This is a genomic window from Ensifer sp. LC384, assembly GCF_001695865.1.
Classification (GTDB): domain Bacteria; phylum Pseudomonadota; class Alphaproteobacteria; order Rhizobiales; family Rhizobiaceae; genus Ensifer.
Genome location: NZ_MBST01000034.1, coordinates 167,654 through 189,049 on the forward strand (window position 1 = coordinate 167,654; position 21,396 = coordinate 189,049).

Here is a 21,396-nt window from a genome sequence, read left to right on the forward strand (position 1 = left end):
TCGGCAGTGATCAGTAGGTATCGCGACGGACCGTTACGGTACCGATCAGCAGATCGTGCAGCAGACGGCTGCGATCCGTAAACAGGCCAAGCAGCAGAATCAGCGGCGTCAACAGCGCGTTGGCGATCCAGAAGATGACCAGATGCACGATCGCCGTCAGGAAATCCATCGGCCGCCCGTCCGTGCGCGCAATCGCCAGTCCCATCATCCGCATGCCGGGCGATGCCTGCTCGCGGCCGCCAACGGTCGCGCCGAAATAGATCATCGCCACCAGTGCGAAAAGTACGGGATAGAGTAGGAAACCGAGGCCGAGCGTCAGGATGCCGAGGAAGAACACGACAACGGCGGCCGGAATCCACAACAGGGCGATGATGACGTAATCGAGAATGAAGGCGAACACCCGTCGCGACAGCACACCCTGATAGGCGCGCCAGTCATTGCTCGGCAGCCGCAGTTCTTCGTTGTGCATGGTCATCTCGTAGGGCCTCGCATGGTTGCAAGTTCGATATGGGATGCCATTGCGTGCAAAACAAGGATTTCCATCTTCGGCCCTGTGCTGCCTGCAAATGTGGGGGCGTTACCGCCCCTTGGCCAGGATCTTTGCGACTTCGATGGCGAAGTAGCTGAGAATGCCATCGCAGCCGGCGCGCTTGAAGGCGAGCAGCGTTTCGAGCATCACCTTCTCGCCGTCGATCCAGCCGTTGGCGGCCGCGGCCTTGACCTGCGAGTATTCGCCGGACACCTGATAGGCGAAAACCGGCAGGCCAAAGGCCTCTTTCATGCGCCAGCAGATGTCGAGATAGGGTAGACCCGGCTTGACCATCAGCATGTCGGCGCCTTCTTCGACGTCGAGAGCGGCGTCGCGGATCGCCTCCGTGCCGTTGGCGGGGTCGATATAATAGGTCTTCTTGTCGCCCTTCAGCAGACCACCGGTGCCGATCGCCTCGCGATAGGGGCCGTAGAAGCCGGAGGCGAATTTCGTCGCATAGGCCATGATGCCGACATTCTGGTGGCCCGCGGCATCGAGCGCCTGACGGATCGCCCCGATGCGGCCATCCATCATGTCGGAAGGCGCGATGATGTCGGCGCCGGCATCGGCCTGGCCGACGGCGGCCCCCGAGATCATTTCCACCGTCTCGTCGTTGACGATTTCACCGTTGCGCAGGATGCCGTCATGACCATGGCTGGTGAACGGGTCGAGCGCCACGTCGGTGATGACGCCGATGTTCGGCACGGCTTTCTTGAAGGCGCGTGTCGCCTGATTGATGAGATTGTCGGCGGCAAGGCTGTTGGAGCCGGTTTCGTCGCGCAGCGACAGATCTATGTTGGGGAAGGTGGCGATTGCCGGGATGCCGAGATCGGCAGCTTCCTTCACCGCTTCAACCGCCTTGTCGATGCTCATGCGGTTGACGCCCGGCATGGCGTCGATCGGTTGCACGATGTTGCTGCCCGGGACGATGAAGATCGGCCAGATCAGGTCATCGACCGTCAGGCGGTTCTCCTGCACGAGCCGGCGCGTCCAGTCGGCCTTGCGGTTGCGGCGCATGCGGCGGTGGCCGGTAATCCTGTCCACAAGATTCGTCCTGTCGTTCATCGCGCCGCGCCTTTCCCTGGAAACTGTGAATAGGCATGCGCTTTATCATGTGCGGGCCGCGCTTGGGAACTGCGCCGCGCACAACCGGGCTGCGGCATTTCTTCCCTTTGACGAGCCACGGCGGGGGAGGGGGCGTCCTTCGTGCTGGCGGATGGCGTCGACCCGCCCTATCTTGCCGCTCATGCTTCATGATTCTGCCCATGTGCCGAAACCATCGCTGACCGAGATCCTTTTCGGTCTGTTCCTGCGGCTGGTGTCTGCCTCGTGCTTCTGGTTCGCACTGAATTATTGGGCGATGCTGATCGGCTTCTCCCATGGGGGTGCCGGCCGTTTCGATCTGCTGACGCCGGAGTGGCGGGCGGCGGCTACGGCACTTGCCGTGGTTTACCCGGTCGCTGCCCTCGGGCTGTGGCTGCTGGTGTCCTGGGGGCCGGTGGTCTGGGTGCTGGCGGCAGCGATCGAGATCGCGATGTACGAGTTCTATCCCGTCAGTTTCGGCACCCGTCCGCTGCTGGTTGCGCTGCACATTGCCGTCGCCGTCACCTTCGTTCTTTTCAGGGCCGCGCTGCTCTATCAACGCTTCCGGCGGGCGAGACAGGTAAGAGTTGATTCACCCTGAGACAGACTCGCCGATTGGTAAGCTCATGTTAAGGCTGCGGTTTAAGTAGAATTTTAGACGTATTCGATAGGGTCTCACTCAAGGCGGGAAGACAAACAGACACCGCCAAACAAAACAGTGAGGCAGTCAAATGAACACGAAGATGAAGCCGCAGGCGGCTCAGCCCCGAGACCCTCAGGAAGAAACCATCCGCGGTCTCTACATGGAATCCCTCCACCTCGTCGAGCGTCTGCACCGCCGCCTGCTCGACGTCATCAAGGACGAGTTCGACCGCCAGGGTCGCGACGACGTCAACGCCGTCCAGGCTCTATTGCTCTTCAACATCGGCAACTCCGAACTGACCGCCGGCGAGCTTCGCTCCCGCGGCTACTACCTCGGCTCGAACGTCTCCTACAACGTCAAGAAGCTCGTCGATCTCGGCCTCATCAACCACCAGCGCTCGCGCGTCGACCGTCGTTCGGTCCGCATCAGCCTGACGGAAGACGGCCAGGAAATCGCAGAAACCGTCGCCAAGCTCTACGAGCGCCACATCGGCTCGATCCAGAAGGTCGGCGGCATCGGTTCTGACGAATTCACCCAGATGAACAAGCTGCTGCAGCGGCTCGATCGCTTCTGGAACGACAGCATCATGTACCGCCTGTAATCGAAATAGCATACCTCCAGTTCAAGGGCCGGACGCAATCCCTGCGTGTCCGGCCTTTGCCGTTTTTTCGGCCGCGGCAATGTTGCCGAAAGGCCGCAGCAGCCTAAAGCAAGAGGCGTGCCACACCGCTTCGGCCGGGGTCGGAGACACGAATTGGCCATATTGCTGTGACAGCGACGAAGACATGCGGTAGGTGCCGGCCACGTGTTTTCATCGACGTGGATTCGTTTCGCGTTCGCCTGCCGGATGAGGGTCCTCGCTCGCGGTATCGTGAAATCATGTGAGGGCAGGTGGCTCGTTGGTTGACCTTTGTTAACCACGATCGTGTTAGGGCTCCGGCAACATGCGTGCCTGCGCATAGGGCGTGCCAATGCATTGGGATGGTAGGAATATGTCGAAAAAGAATGGAATTGATGCATTCTCGCGCCGTGCATTTCTGCGCTCGGCCGCAACCTTCGGTGCCGTCGCTTGGGCGGGAGCCGCAAGCGCGCAGGACGCCCTGAACGAGATCATCAATTCGCCACGCCGCGGCTCCTGGGACGACCAATACGACGCCAAGGCGTCGCGCACGGCGACCACGGTCGTTTCCAATACGCCGGTCTTCGGCCCGGAGACGATCAATCATGTCCAGCAGGCGATCTTCGACTATCAGAACATCGTTTCGTCGGGCGGTTGGCCGATGGTGGCAACCAGCGTCAAGCTCGAGCTCGGCGTCACCGATCCCTCGGTGCAGCAGTTGCGCCAGCGTCTGATGGTTTCCGGCGACCTGCCGCAGTCTGCCGGTATCTCGTCGTCCTTCGATTCCTACGTCGACGGCGCGGTCAAGCGCTTCCAGGCCCGCCATGGCCTGCCGGCGGACGGCGTCATCGGCGAATACACGCTGAAGGCCATCAACGTTCCGGCGACCACCCGTCTCGGCCAGTTGCAGACCAACCTCGTGCGCCTGCAGTCGATGTCGGGTGATCTCGGCCGGCGCTACGTGATGGTCAACATTCCGGCCGCCTACATCGAAGCTGTGGAGAACGGCCGCGTTGCGCTGCGTCACACTGCCATCGTCGGCAAGATCGACCGCCAGTCGCCGATCCTCAACTCCAAGATCTACGAGGTCATCCTCAACCCCTATTGGACCGCGCCGCGCTCGATCATCCAGAAGGATATCATGCCGCTGATGCGCAAGGATCCGACCTACCTGAAGCGCAACGCCATTCGTCTGTTCGACGGCAGCGGCAGCGAAGTGTCGCCGGAGACGGTCGACTGGAATGCCGAGAAGGCACCGAACCTGATGTTCCGTCAGGATCCGGGCAAGATCAACGCGATGTCGTCGACGAAGATCAACTTCCACAACGAGCATCAGGTCTACATGCACGACACGCCGCAGCAGGGCCTGTTCAACAAGCTGATGCGTTTCGAATCGTCCGGCTGCGTCCGCGTCCAGAACGTTCGCGACCTTTCGAGCTGGCTCTTGAAGGAAACACCCGGCTGGTCGCGCCAGCAGATGGAAGCCACGATCAAGACCGGCGTCAACACGCCGATCACGCTGGCAGAAGAGGTTCCGGTCTTCTTCACCTACATCACCGCCTGGTCGGCGATGGATGGCGTCGTCCAGTTCCGCGACGACATCTATCAGCGCGATGGCGCGACAGAACTGGCACTGCAGACCCCCTATGGCCTCGAGCAATCCGCCGGCTCGGTCGAGTCCGACGCTTTGCCGCAATAAGCAAAGTCGGGACAATAATTTGAAAAAGCCGCGCTTCCCTTGGCAGCGCGGCTTTTTCGTTGATCCACGGCTGCGATGTTTAGGCGCGGCAGATGGGGGAAATGACGCAAACCGCACAGCGGATATTGCTCTCGCCGTGCGAGGAAGCTAAAGAACTGCCACCTTTGAGAGGAGCCTCGCGCCGATGCTTGCACAGAACAATGATGCCTTCTTCACCCGCTCTCTCGCCGACAGCGATCCGGAAATCTTCGGTGCGATCGAAAAGGAGCTGGGTCGCCAGCGCCACGAGATCGAACTGATCGCGTCCGAGAACATCGTTTCGCGCGCCGTGCTCGAGGCCCAGGGCTCGATCATGACCAACAAATACGCCGAGGGCTATCCGGGCAAGCGCTATTACGGCGGCTGCCAGTTCGTTGATATCGCCGAGGAATTGGCGATCGAACGCGCCAAGAAGCTCTTCGGCGTCAAGTACGTCAACGTCCAGCCGAACTCCGGCTCGCAGATGAACCAGGCCGTGTTCCTCGCGCTCCTGCAGCCGGGCGACACCTTCATGGGCCTCGACCTCAATTCGGGCGGTCACCTGACGCACGGCTCGCCGGTCAACATGTCCGGCAAGTGGTTCAACGTGGTTTCCTACGGCGTTCGCGAGAGCGATCACCTGCTCGACATGGACGATGTCGCCGAGAAAGCACGCCAGCATAAGCCGAAGCTGATCATCGCCGGTGGTACCGCCTATTCCCGCATCTGGGACTGGAAGCGCTTCCGCGAGATCGCCGACGAAATCGGCGCTTATTTGATGGTCGACATGGCTCACATTGCCGGCCTCGTTGCCGGCGACCAGCATCCGTCGCCGGTCCCGCATTGCCACGTTGCCACGACCACCACGCACAAGTCGTTGCGCGGTCCGCGCGGGGGCATGATCCTGACCAATGACGAGGATATCGCCAAGAAGATCAACTCGGCGGTCTTCCCGGGTCTCCAGGGCGGCCCGTTGATGCATGTCATCGCCGCCAAGGCCGTTGCCTTCGGTGAAGCGCTGCAGCCGTCCTTCAAGGACTATGCGGCCCAGGTCGTCAAGAACGCCCGCACGCTTGCCGAGACGCTCAAGGCGAACGGTCTCGACATCGTGTCCGGCGGCACCGACAACCACCTGATGCTGGTCGATCTGCGCAAGAAGAATGCGACCGGCAAGCGCGCCGAGGCAGCCCTCGGCCGCGCCTATGTCACCTGCAACAAGAACGGCATCCCGTTCGATCCCGAAAAGCCGTTCGTCACCTCGGGTGTCCGTCTCGGCACTCCGGCCGGCACGACCCGCGGCTTCAAGGAAGCCGAATTCAAGGAAATCGGTGAGCTGATCGTCGAAGTGCTCGACGGCCTCAAGGTCGCCAACTCCGACGAAGGCAATGCTGCCGTCGAAGCTGGTGTGCGCGAGAAGGTGATGAAGCTCACCGGCCGCTTCCCGATGTACGGCTACATGTGATCGGCTGATCATGCGCTGCCCCTATTGCGGTTCCGAAGACAGCCAGGTGAAGGACAGCCGTCCGGCAGAGGACGGTAATGCCATTCGTCGTCGCCGTATCTGCCCGGATTGCGGCGGTCGCTTCACGACCTTTGAGCGGGTGCAGCTGCGTGAGCTGATGATTATCAAGAAGACCGGTCGGAAGGTGCCTTTCGACCGGGACAAGCTGCTGCGGTCTTTCGAGATCGCGCTGAGAAAGCGCCCGGTCGATCGCGACCGCATCGAGCGGGCGGTTTCCGGCATCGTTCGACGGCTCGAAAGCTCCGGTGAGACCGAAATCCCTTCGGAAGAGATCGGCCTGCAGGTGCTTGAAGCGCTGAAGAGCCTCGACGACGTTGCGTTCGTGCGTTACGCATCGGTCTATAGGGATTTCTCCCACGCCGAAGATTTCGAGAAGGTCATCGCCGAGATCAGCGCCAAGATTGCGCGCGACCCCGGCGAATAGGAAAGTGCCCGGATCGCCATGGCCACCCCCACCCGAGAGGACGAGAGGTTCATGGCGGCGGCGCTGCGGCTGGCTCGCCATCATCTCGGACAGACATCCACCAATCCTTCCGTCGCCTGCCTGATCGTCCAGGATGGCCTTGTCGTCGGACGTGCCGTGACCGCCAGAAGCGGTCGCCCGCATGCCGAAGCCCAGGCGCTCGCCGAAGCCGGCGAGCGGGCACGGGGCGCGACTGCCTATGTCACGCTCGAACCCTGTTCGCACCACGGCAAGACGCCGCCCTGCGCCGATGCGCTGGTCGCCTCCGGCGTTGCCCGCGTCGTTATTTCGATCCTCGACCCTGACGAACGCGTCGCCGGCCGCGGCGTCGTGCGTTTGCGTGATGCCGGAATCACGGTCGATATTGGCGTTCTGCAGGAGGAGGGGCATCGCGCGCTCGAAGCCTATCTCATGCGGCAGGTCAGCAAGCGCCCGCATGTGACTCTGAAGCTTGCCGTTTCCGCCGACGGCATGATCGGACGTATGGGCGCTGGGCAAGTCCGCATCACCGGCCCGATTTCGAGGGCGCAAGTCCAGATCCTCAGGGCGCAAACCGATGCGATCCTGGTGGGCATCGGTACGGCGACTGCCGATGACCCGGAATTGACCGTGCGTCTGCCTGGACTGGAGGACCGCTCGCCCATCCGCATCGTCCTCGATCGGCGGCTGGACCTTTCGCCCGGATCAAAGCTCGCGCAGTCGGCACGGCAGGTCCCGGTGATTGTCGTGTCAGGCGAGCCGTTGGCGCAATCGGAACTGGAGCCGGCCGGCGACCGGGCTGCCCGCCGTACGGCGCTCGAGGCCGCCGGCGTCGAGGTGCTGGAAACCGGAACGGTTGCCGATCTGCTGACGGCGCTCGGCTCGCGCGGCATTTCCTCGCTGCTCGTCGAAGGCGGTGCGGTTGCCGCGCGCGCTTTCCTGGACGCTGGCCTCGTCGATCGCATTCAGATCTATACCGGCCCGCAAAGCATTGGCGAAAACGGCATCGCGTCCCCATTTGATCGGAAGTCCGTGCCCGCCGGCTTCACGCTCGTCAATTCCGCGCGATACGGCGACGACCGTTTCGAAGAATACGAAAGAGAGAACTGATGTTCACAGGCATTGTCACTGATATCGGTACCGTTGATGCCGTTACGCCGCTGAAGGAAGGCGTGAAGCTGCGTGTCGCCACCAGCTACGATCCGAAGACCATCGATATGGGGGCTTCCATCGCCCATTCCGGCGTTTGCCTGACGGTCACGGCTTTGCCGGATGGTGGCAGCAACGAGCGCTGGTTCGAGGTCGAGGCGTGGGAAGAGGCTTTGCGGCTGACGACCATCGCCGGCTGGAAAAAGGGCACGCGCATCAATCTCGAGCGGTCATTGAAGATCGGCGATGAGCTTGGTGGCCATCTCGTTTCCGGCCATATCGACGACAGGGCCGAGGTTCTCTCGGTCGAATCCGAAGGGGACGCCGTCCGGTTCCGTCTGCGCGCGCCCTTGCACCTGGCAAAGTTCGTTGCACCCAAGGGCTCCGTTGCACTCGACGGCACATCGCTCACGGTCAACAAGGTCGATGGCGCCGAGTTCGATGTGCTCTTGATCCGGCATTCCCTTGAGGTCACGACCTGGGGCGAACGCCAGGCTGGCGATTTCGTCAACTTCGAAGTCGATACGATGGCGCGCTATGCGGCGCGCCTTGCGGAATTTCCCACGCCGAAGGCCGAGTAAACTTTTCCATCACCCAGGCTCGACAAGGCGCACCCTCTCCGAGGTGGAGTTGGTGCGCCTTCTATCGATTGGCTACAGCGCCGCGCGTCTATTTAGACGCGCAAAGGTCGCTGTAACACTTTGAGTTGCTGCATAATTTTGTCCTTAAATCGATTCCGATTTAAGGAATTATGCAGTATGCAACGCTTCAACGCATGTAGATGGTCAGGCTGCCGTCGGCGCTCTGTTCGGCGCCGGCTATATTGTCCATTTCCACATTCTGCCCCTTAAGCTTGGCGGCGAGTTCAGAGTTGGCGTTTACGGCAGCTTGCAGGGCCGCGCGCTGCTCTGCCGTACCGTGGTCGATCCACATGCGCGTCTGGTTCTGTTCACTCAACGTATCGACATTGACGATGGTGACGTTTTCGCCCTTGAAGTCGCGAACCGTCTGCTCGATCTCGGCCGGCCAGTTCATTTTTGCGTCTTGGGCGGAGGGTATTCCTACAAATGTCAGGGAAGAGAAGGCAGCAATGATTGATAGCTTGGATATGCGGTTCATGATCATGCTCCTTGGTTGTCTGCGGCGCAGTGACCGGTACCTGATACCCGAACGCAATCCCCGATGCGGGTTTCTGGAGGGCCTCCTGGGGCTGCATATCGCAGCCACCAGCAGGCTACATTTACGGGTTGCTCGACCCGCAGGAAAAAGTGTTGGATTACTTCGACTTGTCGGCCGTGTTGCCTTGAGGCGATAACTCGCCCCGTCCGACGCTCGGCAATTTTGCCTGCAATCTAGACGTTTCGATGGCGCTTTTCGTCAGAAAGACAATTGTGGATTGTTTTACGTGTCCGAATGCGCCGGTATTTGCCCTAAACGGACCTTGCCTGCGCCAACAATCGTTCGTTGTCGCTCGAACATGATCACATGCGTGCCGTGATAGGTCGTGCGCCAGCATTCCTTGAAGCCCTGCTTTTCGGCGACACGGACCGAGGCGCGGTTGCCGACATCGATGATGCAGGTTTTCCGCAGCTTGGGAAACTGCCGATCGGCCCATTCGAGCGCGGCGCTGACCGCCTCGGTCGCAAGCCCCTGGCCGTGCGCCTTCGGAGAGAGCGCCCAGCCGGTTTCCATCGTTCCTTCGAGCGACGGCGTGATCAGGCGATGCACGTCGTGAAACCCGGCTTCCCCGAGAAAGGTGCCGGTTGCTCGATCCTGGATGGCGAAGAAGCCGAAGCCGAAATAGTGCCACATGCCGACCTGGCGCAAGAAGCGCGTCCAGGATTGCTCTCGTGTATAGGGAACGCCGCCGACGAAACGCGTGACCTCGCTGTCGGCAAACAGGGCGGCATAGGCAGAGAAGTCGTCACGTCGATAGGGACGCAGGACCAGGCGTTCGGTCTCGATGATAGGAACACTGTGCATCTTTTATCCGCTGCTATTGGTTTGGAAGGTGGGATGATCAGATACCGGGCTCGCCGTCCCAGTAGTCGACGGCACTCTCGGCCCGCCCGACGAACCGGAAGCGTCGCTCGCCCGCGGCCGTGCGTGTTTTTGCGAGGAACTTGCCGGAATCCGGATATTCGCAGATCTCGGTCGCGGCCATTGTCGAGATCGAGAGATATTTGAGCGGCACCGTTCCGGTGTTGATCAGGTGATGCGCCGTCTCCGGCCCGCCCGCTGGGGCACCGAGGATGTCGCCCGGCCCAACGGCGTAACGCTCCGTCCCGAACCGATAGGTGCCTTGGCCCTCGAGGATGATGAACAGCTCTTCTTCGACATGGTGATTGTGGAAGGGGCAACCGGACTTTCCCGGTGGCACTTCGCCATATCCGACGCCGAGATCTTTCAGGCCAAGCTGTCTGCCGAAAGAGGTGTCGCGTGACTCAAAGAACGTGCCTTCGGACCAATGGTCGAGAGCAAGGTCCCTTGGGTTGACGATGGGTTTGTTTGTGTCCGCCATGTATTCCTCCCGGCGCTATCGTCGTCGCACGGAGCGACCTCTGCTGGTCATCCGTGTCGCGCGACTGACTTTTGGTCAACCGACAATCGGTCAGGTGTCCGGCGGCGGCCATTCGCTCCCGCGGGCGCTGTCGCATTCGACTGATGGGGAGAGGCGCATGACAATGCTGCCGTCAGGCAGGGGCATGGGCGCCTCGCGAATGGTGTAGGAGGGCGTCGCGTACCTCGCCGAGGTGGCTGGCGACGCTGACGCAAAGAGCGCGGATCTCCTCGGTTGCCACGAGCAGATCCGGGACCATGATCGTCATCATGCCCGCCGATGATGCGGAACACACGCCGTTATGGCTGTCCTCAAGCGCCAGGCACAGCTCGGGAGCGACATCGAGCCGCCGGGCAGCTGTCAGGAAAGGCTCGGGATGCGGCTTGCCCAGTTGATAGTCGCCGTGGGCGACGACGACAGGGAAGCGGTCGAGCAATCCATGGAGGCCGAGGTTTCGCTCGACATCATGATGCCGGGACGATGTCGCGATCGCAAAGGGAATGTCGAGGTCTTCCAGTGAGCCGATGAGCTCGACCACGCCAGGTTTCAACCGCAGTTCGGTCGTTGCCAGAATATGAAAGGCGGCTGCCGCCTGTTCCCAGAACCGGTCGAGATCGAAGTCCGCTCCGAAGTGCTTGCTCAGAGATTGTCGCGTTGCTTCCCCTGAAAGACCTATCGTCGCGAGATAAAGCGACAGCGGCATGGTCTGCCCGAGCGCCTTTGCAGTCGCAAGCATCGCGTCGCGATAGAGCGCCTCGGTATCGAACAACAGGCCGTCCATGTCGAAGACGACGGCCTGAGGCATGCGGGGCAGGCGTATGGACATCGACGGATCGACATCATGCATTAGGGACAACCTTCGCTTGATTTCCATTGTCCGGGCCGGCTTTCTCTCCGACCAGGCGTTGTATGCGGCCTGATTATTGTCATTGTCGGCAACGCCTGGCTACCCCCTCAAGCGTGACACAAGCGTTCCACCCCGCCTGGAGCGGGTAGGGCGCCAAGGGTGCCTCACGCGGCAAAAGGGCGCCAAAAGCGGAATTTGCTTGCCATTCGGCGCCGGTCATGGTTTGACCGCCGCCTCAGCCGGTCGCACCGGCGCGGAAATCTCAAGACAGGTGATCCATGGCGAAGACCAAGGCTGCCCACATCCTGATTGTGGAAGCACGCTTCTATGACGATATGGCCGACGCATTGCTCGATGGCGCCAAACATGCACTGGATGCAGCCGGAGCGACCTATGATATCGTGACGGTTCCCGGTGCCCTCGAAATCCCGCCGGCAATCGCCATGGCGCTCGATGGCGCGGACGATGGCGGCACCGCTTATGACGGCTTCGTCGCGCTCGGCATGGTCATTCGCGGCGAGACCTATCATTTCGATATCGTCGCGAACGAATCCTCGCGCGCGATCATGGACCTCGCCGTCAGTGAAAGCCTTGCCATCGGCAACGGCATATTGACGGTCGAAAACGACGATCAGGCTTGGGCGCGGGCGCGCCGGGCGGAAGGCGACAAGGGCGGCTTTGCAGCGCGCGCTGCGCTAACGATGATAGAACTGAAGAAGAAATTGGGCACGGAACAGTGACGAACACCCCCTCGGATCAGCCGCTGAAGCAGGTCAACCAACGCGGCGCGGCGCGCCTTGCTGCCGTGCAGGCGCTTTACCAGATGGATATCGGCGGCACAGGCGTGCTGGAAGTCGTCGCTGAATACGAGGCACACCGCCTCGGCCAGGAACTGGACGGCGACACATACCTGAAGGCCGATGCCTCCTGGTTTCGCTCGATCGTGGCAGGCGTCGTGCGCGACCAACGCAAGCTCGACCCGCTGATCGGCTCGGCGCTTCAGGATGACTGGGCGCTGTCGCGGCTCGATTCCACCGTTCGCGCCATCCTGCGCGCCGGTACCTTCGAGATGCTGGAGCGCAAGGACGTGCCTGTTCCGGTGATCGTCACGGAATATGTCGAAATCGCCAAGGCTTTCTTCGGAGACGACGAGCCGAAGCTGGTCAATGCCGTTCTTGACCGGATTGCCCGGCAGGTTCGCGGCGAACCGAAGAAGTAGCGCGGCCATGGTTGCGGCTGCCGTCGATGACATGGGCTCTGCCCTTGGCGAAGCGCGTCGCAACGTCTTCCTTCTGACGGCGGCGCAGGCGATCCTTGGCGTCGTCGGCCCGATCTGTTTTGCCGTCGGCGGTGTTGCCGGCTATCAGCTGCTTGCAGACGACAAGTCGCTGGCGACCGCGCCGCTGACCGCCTACAACGTCGGCATGGCGCTCGGCGTCATTCTCGTGGCGACGCTCTCGCGTTTGATTGGTCGCCGCTTTGCCTTCATGGTCGGTACCGGGATTGCCGCGGTCGGCGCCGCGATCGCCGCAGTCGCGCTCTTTCGCGAAAGCTTCTGGCTCTTTGCCTTCGGTCTTTCCGTGCTCGGCTCCTCCAACGGCTTTACCCAAAAGCTGCGCTTCGCGGCCGCTGACGCCTCGCCATCCTTCTACAAGCCGAAGGCGATATCGTGGATCCTGGGCGGGGGCATCGTTTCCGCGGTGCTCGGCCCACAGATCGTCATTTTCGCCGGTGATCTGTTCGCGCCGGTTGCCTTTGTCGGCGCCTTCATCGCCTTGCTGCCGATCTGCTTGTTGGCCGCATTCTTCTTTGCGCCGTTGCGTCTGCCGGGGCAGGGGGCCGTGGCCAGCGAGCATCACGGTCAGGCCACCCGTTCACTCGGTGAGATCGTTCGCAGCCAACGCTTCATCACCGGCATGGTCTGCGGCATATCGAGCTACGCGCTGATGACATTCATGATGACCGGTGCGCCGGTCGCCATGGTCGTAGGCTGCGGCTTTTCCACCGAGCTTGCGACGCTCGGCATCCAGTGGCACGTGCTTGCAATGTTCGCGCCAAGCTTCTTTACGGGATGGCTGATCACGCGCTTCGGCGCGGAGCGCATCGTCGCCTGCGGGCTGTTGCTGCTCATGGCATGCGCCGCTGTCGCACACATGGGCCTGGAACTCTGGAATTTCTGGGGCGCCCTGGTGCTTCTCGGTTTGGGTTGGAATTTCGGCTTCATCGGTTCGACTGCGATCGTTGCCGGCAGCTACCGCCCTCAGGAGGCCGACAAGGTTCAGGCCTTCCACGACATCATCCTGTTTACCACTGTCGCGCTGTCGTCCTTCGCCTCGGGCAAGGTTCTCTCGGTCTATGGCTGGGACATGCTGAACGCGGTCGTCTGGCCGGTAACAAGCGTCTGCCTTGTCCTGCTCTTTTCCCTGATGCGTCGCCGCCCCCGCACCGCGGGCTGAACGGCCGCTACTGCCAAAACCCTCCACCCGTAAAGGCCCGCCGTTAGCTAGTTTTCCGGGGCTTGACGATCTATCGTTGCAACCGCACTCTGGCCGCGCCGTGAGGGGTGCTGCTTGAGGAGGTGGTGCGTGATTCGCGGATTTGAGGGGCCCGCGGCCGGGAGTGAGTCCGCGGGTTGAAACGGAGGGTAATGCGAAATGACCATTTTGTTGGGCGTTATCGCATGCGGGTTGCTCGCGGTGGCTTATGCCATCTGGGCAACACAGTCGGTGCTGGCCGCCGACCAGGGGAACGCCCGCATGCAAGAAATCGCAGGCTACATTCGTGAAGGGGCGCAGGCCTATCTCACGCGTCAATACAGAACCATTGCCATCGTCGGCGTCGTCGTTTTCATCGCTGCCTGGGTTCTTCTTTCTTCCGCGGCCGCTTTCGGCTTTCTCGTTGGTGCAGTGCTTTCGGGTGCAGCAGGGTTCATCGGCATGCACGTTTCAGTTCGCGCGAACGTGCGCACTGCGCAGGCCGCTTCGGTCAGCCTGGCATCCGGTCTCGATATCGCCTTCAAATCCGGCGCGATCACCGGCCTTCTCGTCGCAGGCCTGGCCCTGCTCGGCGTGTCGGTTTACTACTTGTTCCTGACGGCAGGGCTGGGTCACGAGCCCGGTTCGCGTGAAGTGATCGACGCGCTGGTGGCGCTCGGCTTCGGCGCATCGCTGATCTCGATCTTTGCCCGCCTCGGTGGCGGCATCTTCACCAAGGGTGCTGACGTTGGTGGCGACCTCGTCGGCAAGGTGGAGGCAGGGATCCCGGAAGATGATCCACGCAATCCTGCGACCATTGCCGACAACGTCGGCGACAATGTCGGCGACTGCGCCGGCATGGCGGCCGACCTGTTCGAGACCTACGCCGTCTCCGTGGTCGCAACCATGGTGCTGGCCTCGATCTTCTTTGCCGGCACGCCAGTGCTCTCGACCGTCATGGCCTATCCCCTGGCGATTTGCGCGACCTGCATCATCACCTCGATCATCGGCACCTTCTTCGTCAAGCTCGGCAGCAACAACTCGATCATGGGTGCGCTCTACCGAGGCCTGATCGTCACGGGTGCGCTGTCGATCTTCGGACTTGGCGCTGCCACGTCGCTGACAATCGGCTGGGGCTCGATCGGCACGGTTGCGGGCCAGGACATCACCGGCTGGAACCTGTTCCTGTGCGGTATCTGCGGCCTGGTGGTCACGGCGCTGATCGTGGTCATCACCGAATACTACACCGGCACCAACAAGCGCCCCGTGAATTCCATCGCGCAGGCGTCGGTCACCGGCCACGGCACGAACGTGATCCAGGGGCTTGCGGTCTCGCTGGAGTCGACGGCGTTGCCGGCCATCGTCATCGTCGGCGGTATCATTGCGACCTATCAGCTCGCCGGCCTGTTCGGCACCGGTATAGCCGTGACCGCGATGCTCGGCCTTGCCGGCATGATTGTGGCACTCGATGCCTTCGGTCCGGTGACGGATAATGCCGGCGGCATCGCGGAGATGTCGCATCTGCCACCGGAAGTGCGCAAGTCGACCGACGCGCTCGATGCCGTCGGCAATACCACGAAGGCCGTGACCAAGGGCTATGCCATCGGCTCGGCCGGCCTCGGCGCACTGGTTCTGTTTGCAGCCTACGCCAACGACCTCAGACACTTCGCCGCCAATGGCGACAAGTATCCGTACTTCGCCGATGTCGGTCAGATCTCCTTCGATCTGTCGAACCCCTATGTCGTTGCCGGACTGATCTTCGGTGGCCTCATTCCGTATCTCTTCGGCGGCATCGCGATGACGGCCGTCGGCCGTGCGGCAGGGGCGATCGTCGAGGAAGTGCGTCGCCAGTTCCGCGAAAAGCCCGGCATCATGGCAGGCACGGAGAAGCCTGATTACGGTCGCGCCGTCGACCTGCTCACCAAGGCGGCGATCCGTGAGATGATTGTCCCTTCGCTACTGCCGGTTCTGGCGCCGATCGTCGTCTATTTCGGCGTGCTGCTGCTGTCCGGCTCCAAGGCATCCGCCTTCGCGGCACTGGGCGCGTCGTTGCTCGGCGTCATCGTCAACGGCCTGTTCGTGGCGATCTCGATGACCTCGGGCGGCGGCGCCTGGGACAACGCCAAAAAGAGCTTCGAGGACGGTTTCGTCGACAGGAACGGCAGCCGACATCTCAAGGGTTCGGAAGCCCACAAGGCGTCGGTGACCGGCGACACCGTCGGTGATCCCTACAAGGATACTGCCGGCCCGGCGGTGAACCCGGCGATCAAGATCACCAACATCGTGGCGTTGCTGCTCCTGGCCGTCCTGGCTTGACGTTGGCCTGAAACGAAAAGGCCCGCGGGACGCAAGTTCCGCGGGCCTTTTTGTCGTGGTGAATCTCGGTTTAGTCGCCGAAGTTCTTGAACAGATTCTGCGCTGCACCCTTGCCGGCGCCGGGGCCGGTGAGAAGCTGGCCGAGGAAGCTCGTTTCCTTGCCGCCGGTCGGCGTCGTGCGGGTCAGCATGTCGAAGACCTTGCCGTCCTTGAGCGTGTAGTGCGCGAGCTGGCTGACCGTGCCTTCCTTGTCGAAATAGACGGCAAGGATCGACTGGTCGACGAGCTGCGGCTTCATGAACGCCACGGGCCGTTTGCGGGTCTGCGATATGTAGTAGAATACCTCGTTGTCGAAGGTCGCGGTCGTCGACGGCGTGCCGAGCGAAAGCATGACCTGTTCACGGCTGGAGCCGACCGGAACGAGATTTAGCGTTTCCTGATCAACCACATAACCCTGGTGGAGAACTTCACCGACATTAGCGGACTGGCAGGCGGAGAGAGCGATGGTGCTAACAGTCGCTACGGCCGCAGCGCGGCCAAGGACCTTCAAATTTGTTCTGAAAAACCGCTTCGTCAACGACAGCTCCCTTTGGAGTAACGATGGCAGATCCGCCATTGCAATTCGTGCATGCTTCGGTAAACCAGCTTCAGCTATCATGCAACAACGTCATGGGCGCTTGCGCGCATTTCGAGAAAGCCAAAGCTGGGCTTTGTGATGATTTTTGGACTGTTCAAAAGAAAAAGCGGCAATATTGCGATTGTCGAACGGCAATATGCATTGTTGACCGCCGCGGCGCGTCAGCCGTACCTCTACACCGACCTCGACGTGCCCGACACGGTGATGGGCCGTTTCGAGATGCTGTCGGCCGTGCTGATCCTTTATTTCCGGCGCACGCGCGGATCGGCGCGCGCCGGCCAGGAGATCGCCCAGGAGATTGTCGACGCCTTCTTCGAGGATGTCGACCATTCGATCCGCGAGCTCGGCGTCGGTGACGCGGGCGTGCCGAAGAAGATGAAGAAACTCGCCGGCATGTTCTACGGCCGGCTTGAATCCTATGCGGCGGCGCTCGAAGGCCGGGACGCGGCCGCACTTGCTGCGGCGCTGAAGCGCAACTTCTATCCGAAGGGCGATGGCGGGGAGCCGGCGATGGATGGCCTGGCGACCTATCTCCTCTTCGTTGAGGAACGGCTCGCGGCTGAACCGGAAGACGTTGTCGAAACGGGCCAGTTGCGCATCCCCGCCGCCGGAGAGTAATAGACGGCCATCAATGCCGCGCGTGTGCCAAGCGGCGCGCGGACTATCCGCGAAGAGCGTGCCGACAGCGGCGCCCGCGCGAGGAAGGATCTGACCATGAAAGACGAAAGCCGGCCGGCATTCTCCTACCCGGTGAAGGTTGGGCATATCTCGGCCAATGCCGTGACCGTGCACCTCTCGGCAAACGAGAGCGAACGGCGAGCGCTCGCCGAACTGTGGGATGTGCGCGAAGTCGTTTCGCTTTCAGCGGATCTGCAGATCGCGCGCTGGAAGAAGGATGGTGTCAAGATCAAGGGCGACGTTACCGCCAGGATCGTACAGTCCTGCGTCGTGACCCTTGAGCCCGTCGAGGCGGATATCCGAGAGCCCGTCGACGCTATCTTCGTACCGGAGGGATCGAGGCTCGCCCGCCAGGCCAGCAACGATGGCGGTGAGATGATTCTCAACCCCGACGGACCCGATATCCCCGATACCTTTACCGGCGACACGATCGATGCCGGTGTCGTCGTCAGCGAGCATGTGGCGCTGGCGATCGAGCCCTATCCGCGTAAACCGGGCGTGACTTTCGGTGCGCGCATCGAAAGCACGGCGGCGGACGATGAGAAGCCGAACCCGTTTGCAGCGCTGAAGGACTGGAAAAAGGACTGAGGCTGCCAAAGCCTCCCCTACAATTCGGTTGTCACGCGGGCGAAAAGCAGTATTTTGGCGCGACTCCGGCCAAATGAGCCGCCGCAGCGATCTGCCGCGTGCCTGGCTCAAGCGTCAGAAACAATATGTATCGTCGTTGCGTTCGAATGCGCGCGCCACGGCAGCACGTGTTGTGTGGCAGGAAAAAAGGATAAGACACGCGTGGTCAGAATTTCTCTTGACGTGATGGGCGGCGACTATGGTCCTGAAGTCGTCATCCCGGGCGCCGCACGGGCGCTTGAACGTCATCCGGACATAAGGTTTGTCCTGTTCGGCATAGAAGCGCAGTGCGCTGATATTTTGGCCAAACATCCCAAGCTCAAGGCCAACAGCACCTTCCACGATTGCGAAATCGCCGTCGGCATGGATGAGAAGCCGAGCCAGGCGCTGAGGCGCGGCCGCGGCAAGTCGAGCATGTGGCGGGCGATCGATGCGATCAACGCCGGCGAAGCCGACGTCGTCGTGTCGGCCGGCAATACCGGCGCGCTGATGGCCATGTCGGTTTTCTGTCTGCGCACGATGCAGGGCATCCAGCGCCCGGCGATCGCTGCGATCTGGCCGACGCTGAAGGGCGAGAGCATCGTGCTGGACGTCGGCGCCACCATCGGTGCCGATGCGCAGCAGCTTATGGATTTTGCGCTGATGGGCGGCGCCATGGCGCGAGCGCTGTTCGAGATCGAACGCCCGACCGTCGGACTGCTCAATGTCGGCGTCGAAGAGATCAAGGGCCAGGAGGAAGTCAAGGAAGCCGGGCGTCTCATCCGGGACGCCAATGTCGAAGGCTTCGACTATTACGGCTTCGTCGAAGGTGACGATATCGGGCGCGGCACCGTCGACGTGGTGGTCACCGAGGGCTTCTCCGGCAACATAGCGCTCAAGGCCGCCGAAGGAACGGCGCGACAGATTGCCGAATATCTCCGCGCGGCCATGTCGCGTACGCTGATGGCCAAGATCGGCTACATCCTGGCCAAGGGTGCCTTCGATCGCCTGCGCGAAAAGATGGACCCGCGCAAGGTCAATGGTGGTGTCTTTCTCGGCCTCAATGGTGTCGTGATCAAGAGCCATGGTGGCGCCGATGGCGAGGGCTTTGCGGCCGCGATCGACGTCGGCTACGACATGGTGAAAAATGGCCTGAAGGCGAAGATCGAAATCGATCTGGCGAAGTACCACGGCGCAGAGCCGCCGAGCGCGCTTCCCGCCGGCATGAATGATGAGGTTTGATTAAATGATCCGTTCCGTCGTCCGCGGCTTCGGTGCAGCGTTGCCGAAGCGCGTTGTCACCAATCAGGAGCTGGAATCCAAGGTCGATACGTCAGACGAGTGGATCGTCCAGCGCACCGGCATCCGCCAGCGCCACATCGCCGGCGAAGGCGAGACGACGGCCTCGCTCGGCGAAGCTGCCGCACGCGCAGCACTCGACAGTGCCGGCCTGACCGCCGCTGATCTCGACCTGATCATCCTGGCGACGTCGACCCCTGACAACACGTTTCCGGCAACCGCCGTCAACATTCAGAACCGGCTCGGCATGCACCATGGTGCTGCCTTCGATCTGCAGGCCGTCTGTTCCGGCTTCATCTATGCGGTGACGACGGCGGACGCCTATATTCGCGGTGGCCTGGCAAGACGTGTGCTGGTGATCGGCGCTGAGACCTTCTCGCGCATTCTCGATTGGTCTGATCGCACGACCTGCGTCCTCTTCGGCGATGGCGCCGGCGCGATCATCCTCGAGGCACAGGAAGGTGAGGGCACGATCGCCGATCGCGGCGTGCTGACCGCCAAGCTCCGTTCCGATGGCGCGCATCGCGAAAAGCTCTATGTCGATGGCGGACCATCGACGACGGGTACCGTCGGCCACCTGAAGATGGAAGGCCGCGAGGTCTTCAAGCATGCTGTCGGCATGATCACCGATGTGATCGAGGCCGCCTTCGAGGCGACCGGAACGACCGCCGAGGACATCGATTGGCTCGTGCCGCACCAGGCCAACCGCCGTATCATCGATGGTTCGGCCAAGAAGCTCGGCATCCCGCTCGACAAGGTTGTGGTGACAGTCGATCTCCATGGCAACACCTCCGCCGCGTCCATTCCGCTGGCTCTGAACACCGCAGCGGCCGATGGCCGGATCAAGAAGGGCGATCTCGTTCTGCTCGAAGCCATGGGGGGTGGCTTCACTTGGGGCTCCGTTCTGATACGCTGGTAAAAAATGCTGAGGCAACGCAGGCGCTTGACCACAAAAGGCAAGGGCAATAGTCTTCGGTCGCTGATCGGCGTGCCAGACATCGGTGGGGGAAGATGAGCGGAAAAACAGTAACACGAGCAGACTTGGCTGAGTCGGTTTTTCGCAAGGTGGGTCTGTCGCGCACAGAGTCTGCCGAGCTGGTGGAAACCGTCATTGACGAAATATGCAACGCAATCGTGCGTGGCGAGAGTGTGAAGCTGTCTTCCTTCGCGACCTTTCAGGTTCGCGATAAGAACGAGCGCATCGGCCGCAACCCGAAGACCGGCGAGGAAGTACCGATTTCGCCGCGGCGGGTCATGACCTTCAAGGCGTCCAACGTCCTGAAGCAGCGCGTGCTGAAATCGCATCTGAGCCGCAGGGCCAAGCATAAGCCGGCCTCTCCCGTATCGTAAGCGGAGGCCGGCTACCACAATGTGGTTGAAAACCCATCCATAAGCCGTTGAAATGGAGCCGATTCGTGCGATCATCGCGCGACATCGGTTCATTGCGGCGGAGGCTTGTCCTGAGTCGCGTGTATGGAATGGGAACGAAATGGAAAAAAGCCCAGACGCTTTTCGCACCATCAGCGAGGTCGCCGACGATCTCGATCTGCCGCAGCATGTTCTGCGTTTCTGGGAAACACGTTTCCAGCAGATCAAGCCGATGAAGCGCGGCGGGGGGCGGCGCTATTATCGCCCCGAGGATGTCGACCTGCTGAAAGGCATCCGCCACCTGCTCTATGACCACGGCTACACCATCAAGGGCGTGCAGAAGCTGCTGAAGGCCAACGGCAACAAGTTCGTGGCGGCGATCGCCAGCGGCGATCTGGCCACTGTCGAGGCATTGGCGGCTTCGAGCAACGAGGAGCCACCGCCGCCGAAGGCGGGTCTCTCCGAAGAGGACCAGATCGTCGGCCGTGCCAAGGCACCCGCCAGCCGCCGCTTCTTCTCTTTCGGCGGCGGCAACGACGACGTTCCGGAAATCTCGCTTGGCAAGTCGTCCTCGGTTGGCAAGGAAGACCGGGCGCTGCTTCAGGAAGCGCTTTACGACCTGCTCGAATGCAAGCGCCTGCTCGATCAGGTACGGTAACCGGCGGCTTTTGTTTCGACGGTGAAGGTTCGACGCCTGCAGGCCGGAGCTACCGGTTTCAAAAAATAGAGTTGCGGTGATCCGCTGGTTTCGCCATGGCGTGGTCGCAGCCAACGTCGGGCGCCGGCAACTGCAAATGGTCTCAATCGCAATCCTTATCCGACCGCCGTTTTACCGGATGGCTGTCCGCTACAGCGCCGCGCGTCAAGTATGACGCGCAAAGGACGCTGTAAGGCTCTAAACTTGCTG

The 21,396-nt window shown here is 61.6% G+C and carries 24 protein-coding genes; 17 read left to right on the forward strand and 7 right to left on the reverse strand.

Going from position 1 to position 21,396, the window contains the following annotated elements:
* Nucleotides 1-10 precede the first annotated feature (10 nt).
* Nucleotides 11-475 (reverse strand): RDD family protein, encoded by a 465-nt coding sequence (locus BC363_RS22790; RefSeq protein WP_065787195.1) that lies wholly within the window; start codon nt 473-475, stop codon nt 11-13.
* 102 nt (nt 476-577) lie between these two features.
* The gene (hemB, locus tag BC363_RS22795; RefSeq protein WP_065787194.1) at nt 578-1,594 is read right to left on the reverse strand and encodes a porphobilinogen synthase; all 1,017 of its coding nucleotides are present in this window, start codon (nt 1,592-1,594) and stop codon (nt 578-580) included.
* Nucleotides 1,595-1,775: 181 nt separating this feature from the next.
* On the opposite strand from hemB, the gene BC363_RS22800 reads away from it, so the two are divergent.
* The 7 genes from BC363_RS22800 (at nt 1,776) to BC363_RS22830 (ending at nt 8,285) form a co-directional block, all read left to right on the forward strand.
* A complete protein-coding gene (locus BC363_RS22800; RefSeq protein WP_065787342.1) occupies nt 1,776-2,213 on the forward strand; it encodes a DUF6163 family protein in 438 nt (145 codons plus the stop codon).
* A gap of 130 nt (nt 2,214-2,343) precedes the next feature.
* Nucleotides 2,344-2,856 (forward strand): MarR family winged helix-turn-helix transcriptional regulator, encoded by a 513-nt coding sequence (locus BC363_RS22805; protein WP_065787193.1) that lies wholly within the window; start codon nt 2,344-2,346, stop codon nt 2,854-2,856.
* A 391-nt stretch (nt 2,857-3,247) separates the two neighbouring features.
* Nucleotides 3,248-4,573, forward strand: coding sequence for a murein L,D-transpeptidase (locus BC363_RS22810; protein ID WP_065787191.1), 1,326 nt, complete (start codon nt 3,248-3,250; stop codon nt 4,571-4,573).
* A gap of 184 nt (nt 4,574-4,757) precedes the next feature.
* Nucleotides 4,758-6,053 carry a serine hydroxymethyltransferase gene (gene glyA / locus BC363_RS22815; RefSeq protein ID WP_065787190.1) on the forward strand — a complete coding sequence of 432 codons (1,296 nt, stop codon included), beginning with the start codon at nt 4,758-4,760 and terminating at the stop codon, nt 6,051-6,053.
* A 10-nt stretch (nt 6,054-6,063) separates the two neighbouring features.
* Nucleotides 6,064-6,537, forward strand: a complete 474-nt coding sequence (nrdR, locus tag BC363_RS22820; RefSeq protein ID WP_003529310.1) for a transcriptional regulator NrdR — start codon at nt 6,064-6,066, stop codon at nt 6,535-6,537.
* An 18-nt stretch (nt 6,538-6,555) separates the two neighbouring features.
* On the forward strand, nt 6,556-7,665 hold the full coding sequence (gene ribD / locus BC363_RS22825; RefSeq protein WP_065787189.1) for a bifunctional diaminohydroxyphosphoribosylaminopyrimidine deaminase/5-amino-6-(5-phosphoribosylamino)uracil reductase RibD: 1,110 nt from the start codon (nt 6,556-6,558) through the stop codon (nt 7,663-7,665).
* Nucleotides 7,665-8,285: a riboflavin synthase gene (locus BC363_RS22830; RefSeq protein ID WP_065787188.1), complete on the forward strand. Its 621-nt coding sequence runs from the start codon at nt 7,665-7,667 to the stop codon at nt 8,283-8,285. The genes ribD and BC363_RS22830 overlap by 1 nt, the downstream gene beginning before the upstream one ends.
* A 187-nt stretch (nt 8,286-8,472) precedes the next feature.
* Here the strand turns inward: BC363_RS22830 and BC363_RS22835 are convergent, their stop codons facing one another.
* The 4 genes from BC363_RS22835 to BC363_RS22850 form a co-directional block, all read right to left on the reverse strand.
* On the reverse strand, nt 8,473-8,823 hold the full coding sequence (locus BC363_RS22835; RefSeq protein WP_065787187.1) for a hypothetical protein: 351 nt from the start codon (nt 8,821-8,823) through the stop codon (nt 8,473-8,475).
* Between the two features lie 282 nt (nt 8,824-9,105).
* Nucleotides 9,106-9,687, reverse strand: coding sequence for a GNAT family N-acetyltransferase (locus BC363_RS22840; RefSeq protein WP_065787186.1), 582 nt, complete (start codon nt 9,685-9,687; stop codon nt 9,106-9,108).
* A gap of 37 nt (nt 9,688-9,724) precedes the next feature.
* Entirely contained in the window at nt 9,725-10,225 is a 501-nt protein-coding gene (locus BC363_RS22845) for a cupin domain-containing protein (RefSeq protein WP_065787185.1), read from the reverse strand.
* A gap of 172 nt (nt 10,226-10,397) precedes the next feature.
* Nucleotides 10,398-11,111, reverse strand: a complete 714-nt coding sequence (locus BC363_RS22850) for an HAD family phosphatase (RefSeq protein WP_244519933.1) — start codon at nt 11,109-11,111, stop codon at nt 10,398-10,400.
* 278 nt (nt 11,112-11,389) lie between these two features.
* Between BC363_RS22850 and ribH the strand changes: the two genes are divergently transcribed.
* From ribH to BC363_RS22870, 4 genes are all read left to right on the forward strand, one after another.
* A complete protein-coding gene (gene ribH / locus BC363_RS22855) occupies nt 11,390-11,851 on the forward strand; it encodes a 6,7-dimethyl-8-ribityllumazine synthase (protein WP_053246992.1) in 462 nt (153 codons plus the stop codon).
* Nucleotides 11,848-12,330, forward strand: a complete 483-nt coding sequence (nusB, locus tag BC363_RS22860; protein ID WP_053246993.1) for a transcription antitermination factor NusB — start codon at nt 11,848-11,850, stop codon at nt 12,328-12,330. Before ribH ends, nusB begins: the two co-directional genes overlap by 4 nt.
* Before the next feature lie 31 nt (nt 12,331-12,361).
* On the forward strand, nt 12,362-13,567 hold the full coding sequence (locus BC363_RS22865) for an MFS transporter (RefSeq protein ID WP_065787340.1): 1,206 nt from the start codon (nt 12,362-12,364) through the stop codon (nt 13,565-13,567).
* A gap of 198 nt (nt 13,568-13,765) precedes the next feature.
* Nucleotides 13,766-15,901: a sodium-translocating pyrophosphatase gene (locus tag BC363_RS22870; protein WP_065787184.1), complete on the forward strand. Its 2,136-nt coding sequence runs from the start codon at nt 13,766-13,768 to the stop codon at nt 15,899-15,901.
* A 70-nt stretch (nt 15,902-15,971) separates the two neighbouring features.
* On the opposite strand, the gene BC363_RS22875 is transcribed toward BC363_RS22870, so the two are convergent.
* Complete coding sequence (locus tag BC363_RS22875; RefSeq protein ID WP_083223764.1) at nt 15,972-16,478, reverse strand: outer membrane protein assembly factor BamE; 507 nt, start codon at nt 16,476-16,478, stop codon at nt 15,972-15,974.
* A 138-nt stretch (nt 16,479-16,616) separates the two neighbouring features.
* Here BC363_RS22875 and BC363_RS22880 point away from each other — a divergent pair, with 138 nt between their 5' ends.
* From BC363_RS22880 to BC363_RS22905, 6 genes are all read left to right on the forward strand, one after another.
* Nucleotides 16,617-17,156: a ubiquinol-cytochrome C chaperone family protein gene (locus BC363_RS22880; RefSeq protein ID WP_065787183.1), complete on the forward strand. Its 540-nt coding sequence runs from the start codon at nt 16,617-16,619 to the stop codon at nt 17,154-17,156.
* A gap of 96 nt (nt 17,157-17,252) precedes the next feature.
* Nucleotides 17,253-17,804 (forward strand): DUF177 domain-containing protein, encoded by a 552-nt coding sequence (locus BC363_RS22885; RefSeq protein ID WP_065787338.1) that lies wholly within the window; start codon nt 17,253-17,255, stop codon nt 17,802-17,804.
* 201 nt (nt 17,805-18,005) lie between these two features.
* Nucleotides 18,006-19,064 carry a phosphate acyltransferase PlsX gene (gene plsX, locus BC363_RS22890; RefSeq protein ID WP_065787182.1) on the forward strand — a complete coding sequence of 353 codons (1,059 nt, stop codon included), beginning with the start codon at nt 18,006-18,008 and terminating at the stop codon, nt 19,062-19,064.
* 4 nt (nt 19,065-19,068) lie between these two features.
* The gene (locus BC363_RS22895; protein ID WP_065787181.1) at nt 19,069-20,040 is read left to right on the forward strand and encodes a beta-ketoacyl-ACP synthase III; all 972 of its coding nucleotides are present in this window, start codon (nt 19,069-19,071) and stop codon (nt 20,038-20,040) included.
* 92 nt (nt 20,041-20,132) lie between these two features.
* A complete protein-coding gene (locus BC363_RS22900; protein ID WP_065787180.1) occupies nt 20,133-20,471 on the forward strand; it encodes an integration host factor subunit alpha in 339 nt (112 codons plus the stop codon).
* Nucleotides 20,472-20,610: 139 nt separating this feature from the next.
* Entirely contained in the window at nt 20,611-21,147 is a 537-nt protein-coding gene (locus tag BC363_RS22905) for a MerR family transcriptional regulator (protein WP_053247628.1), read from the forward strand.
* Nucleotides 21,148-21,396: the final 249 nt, after the last annotated feature.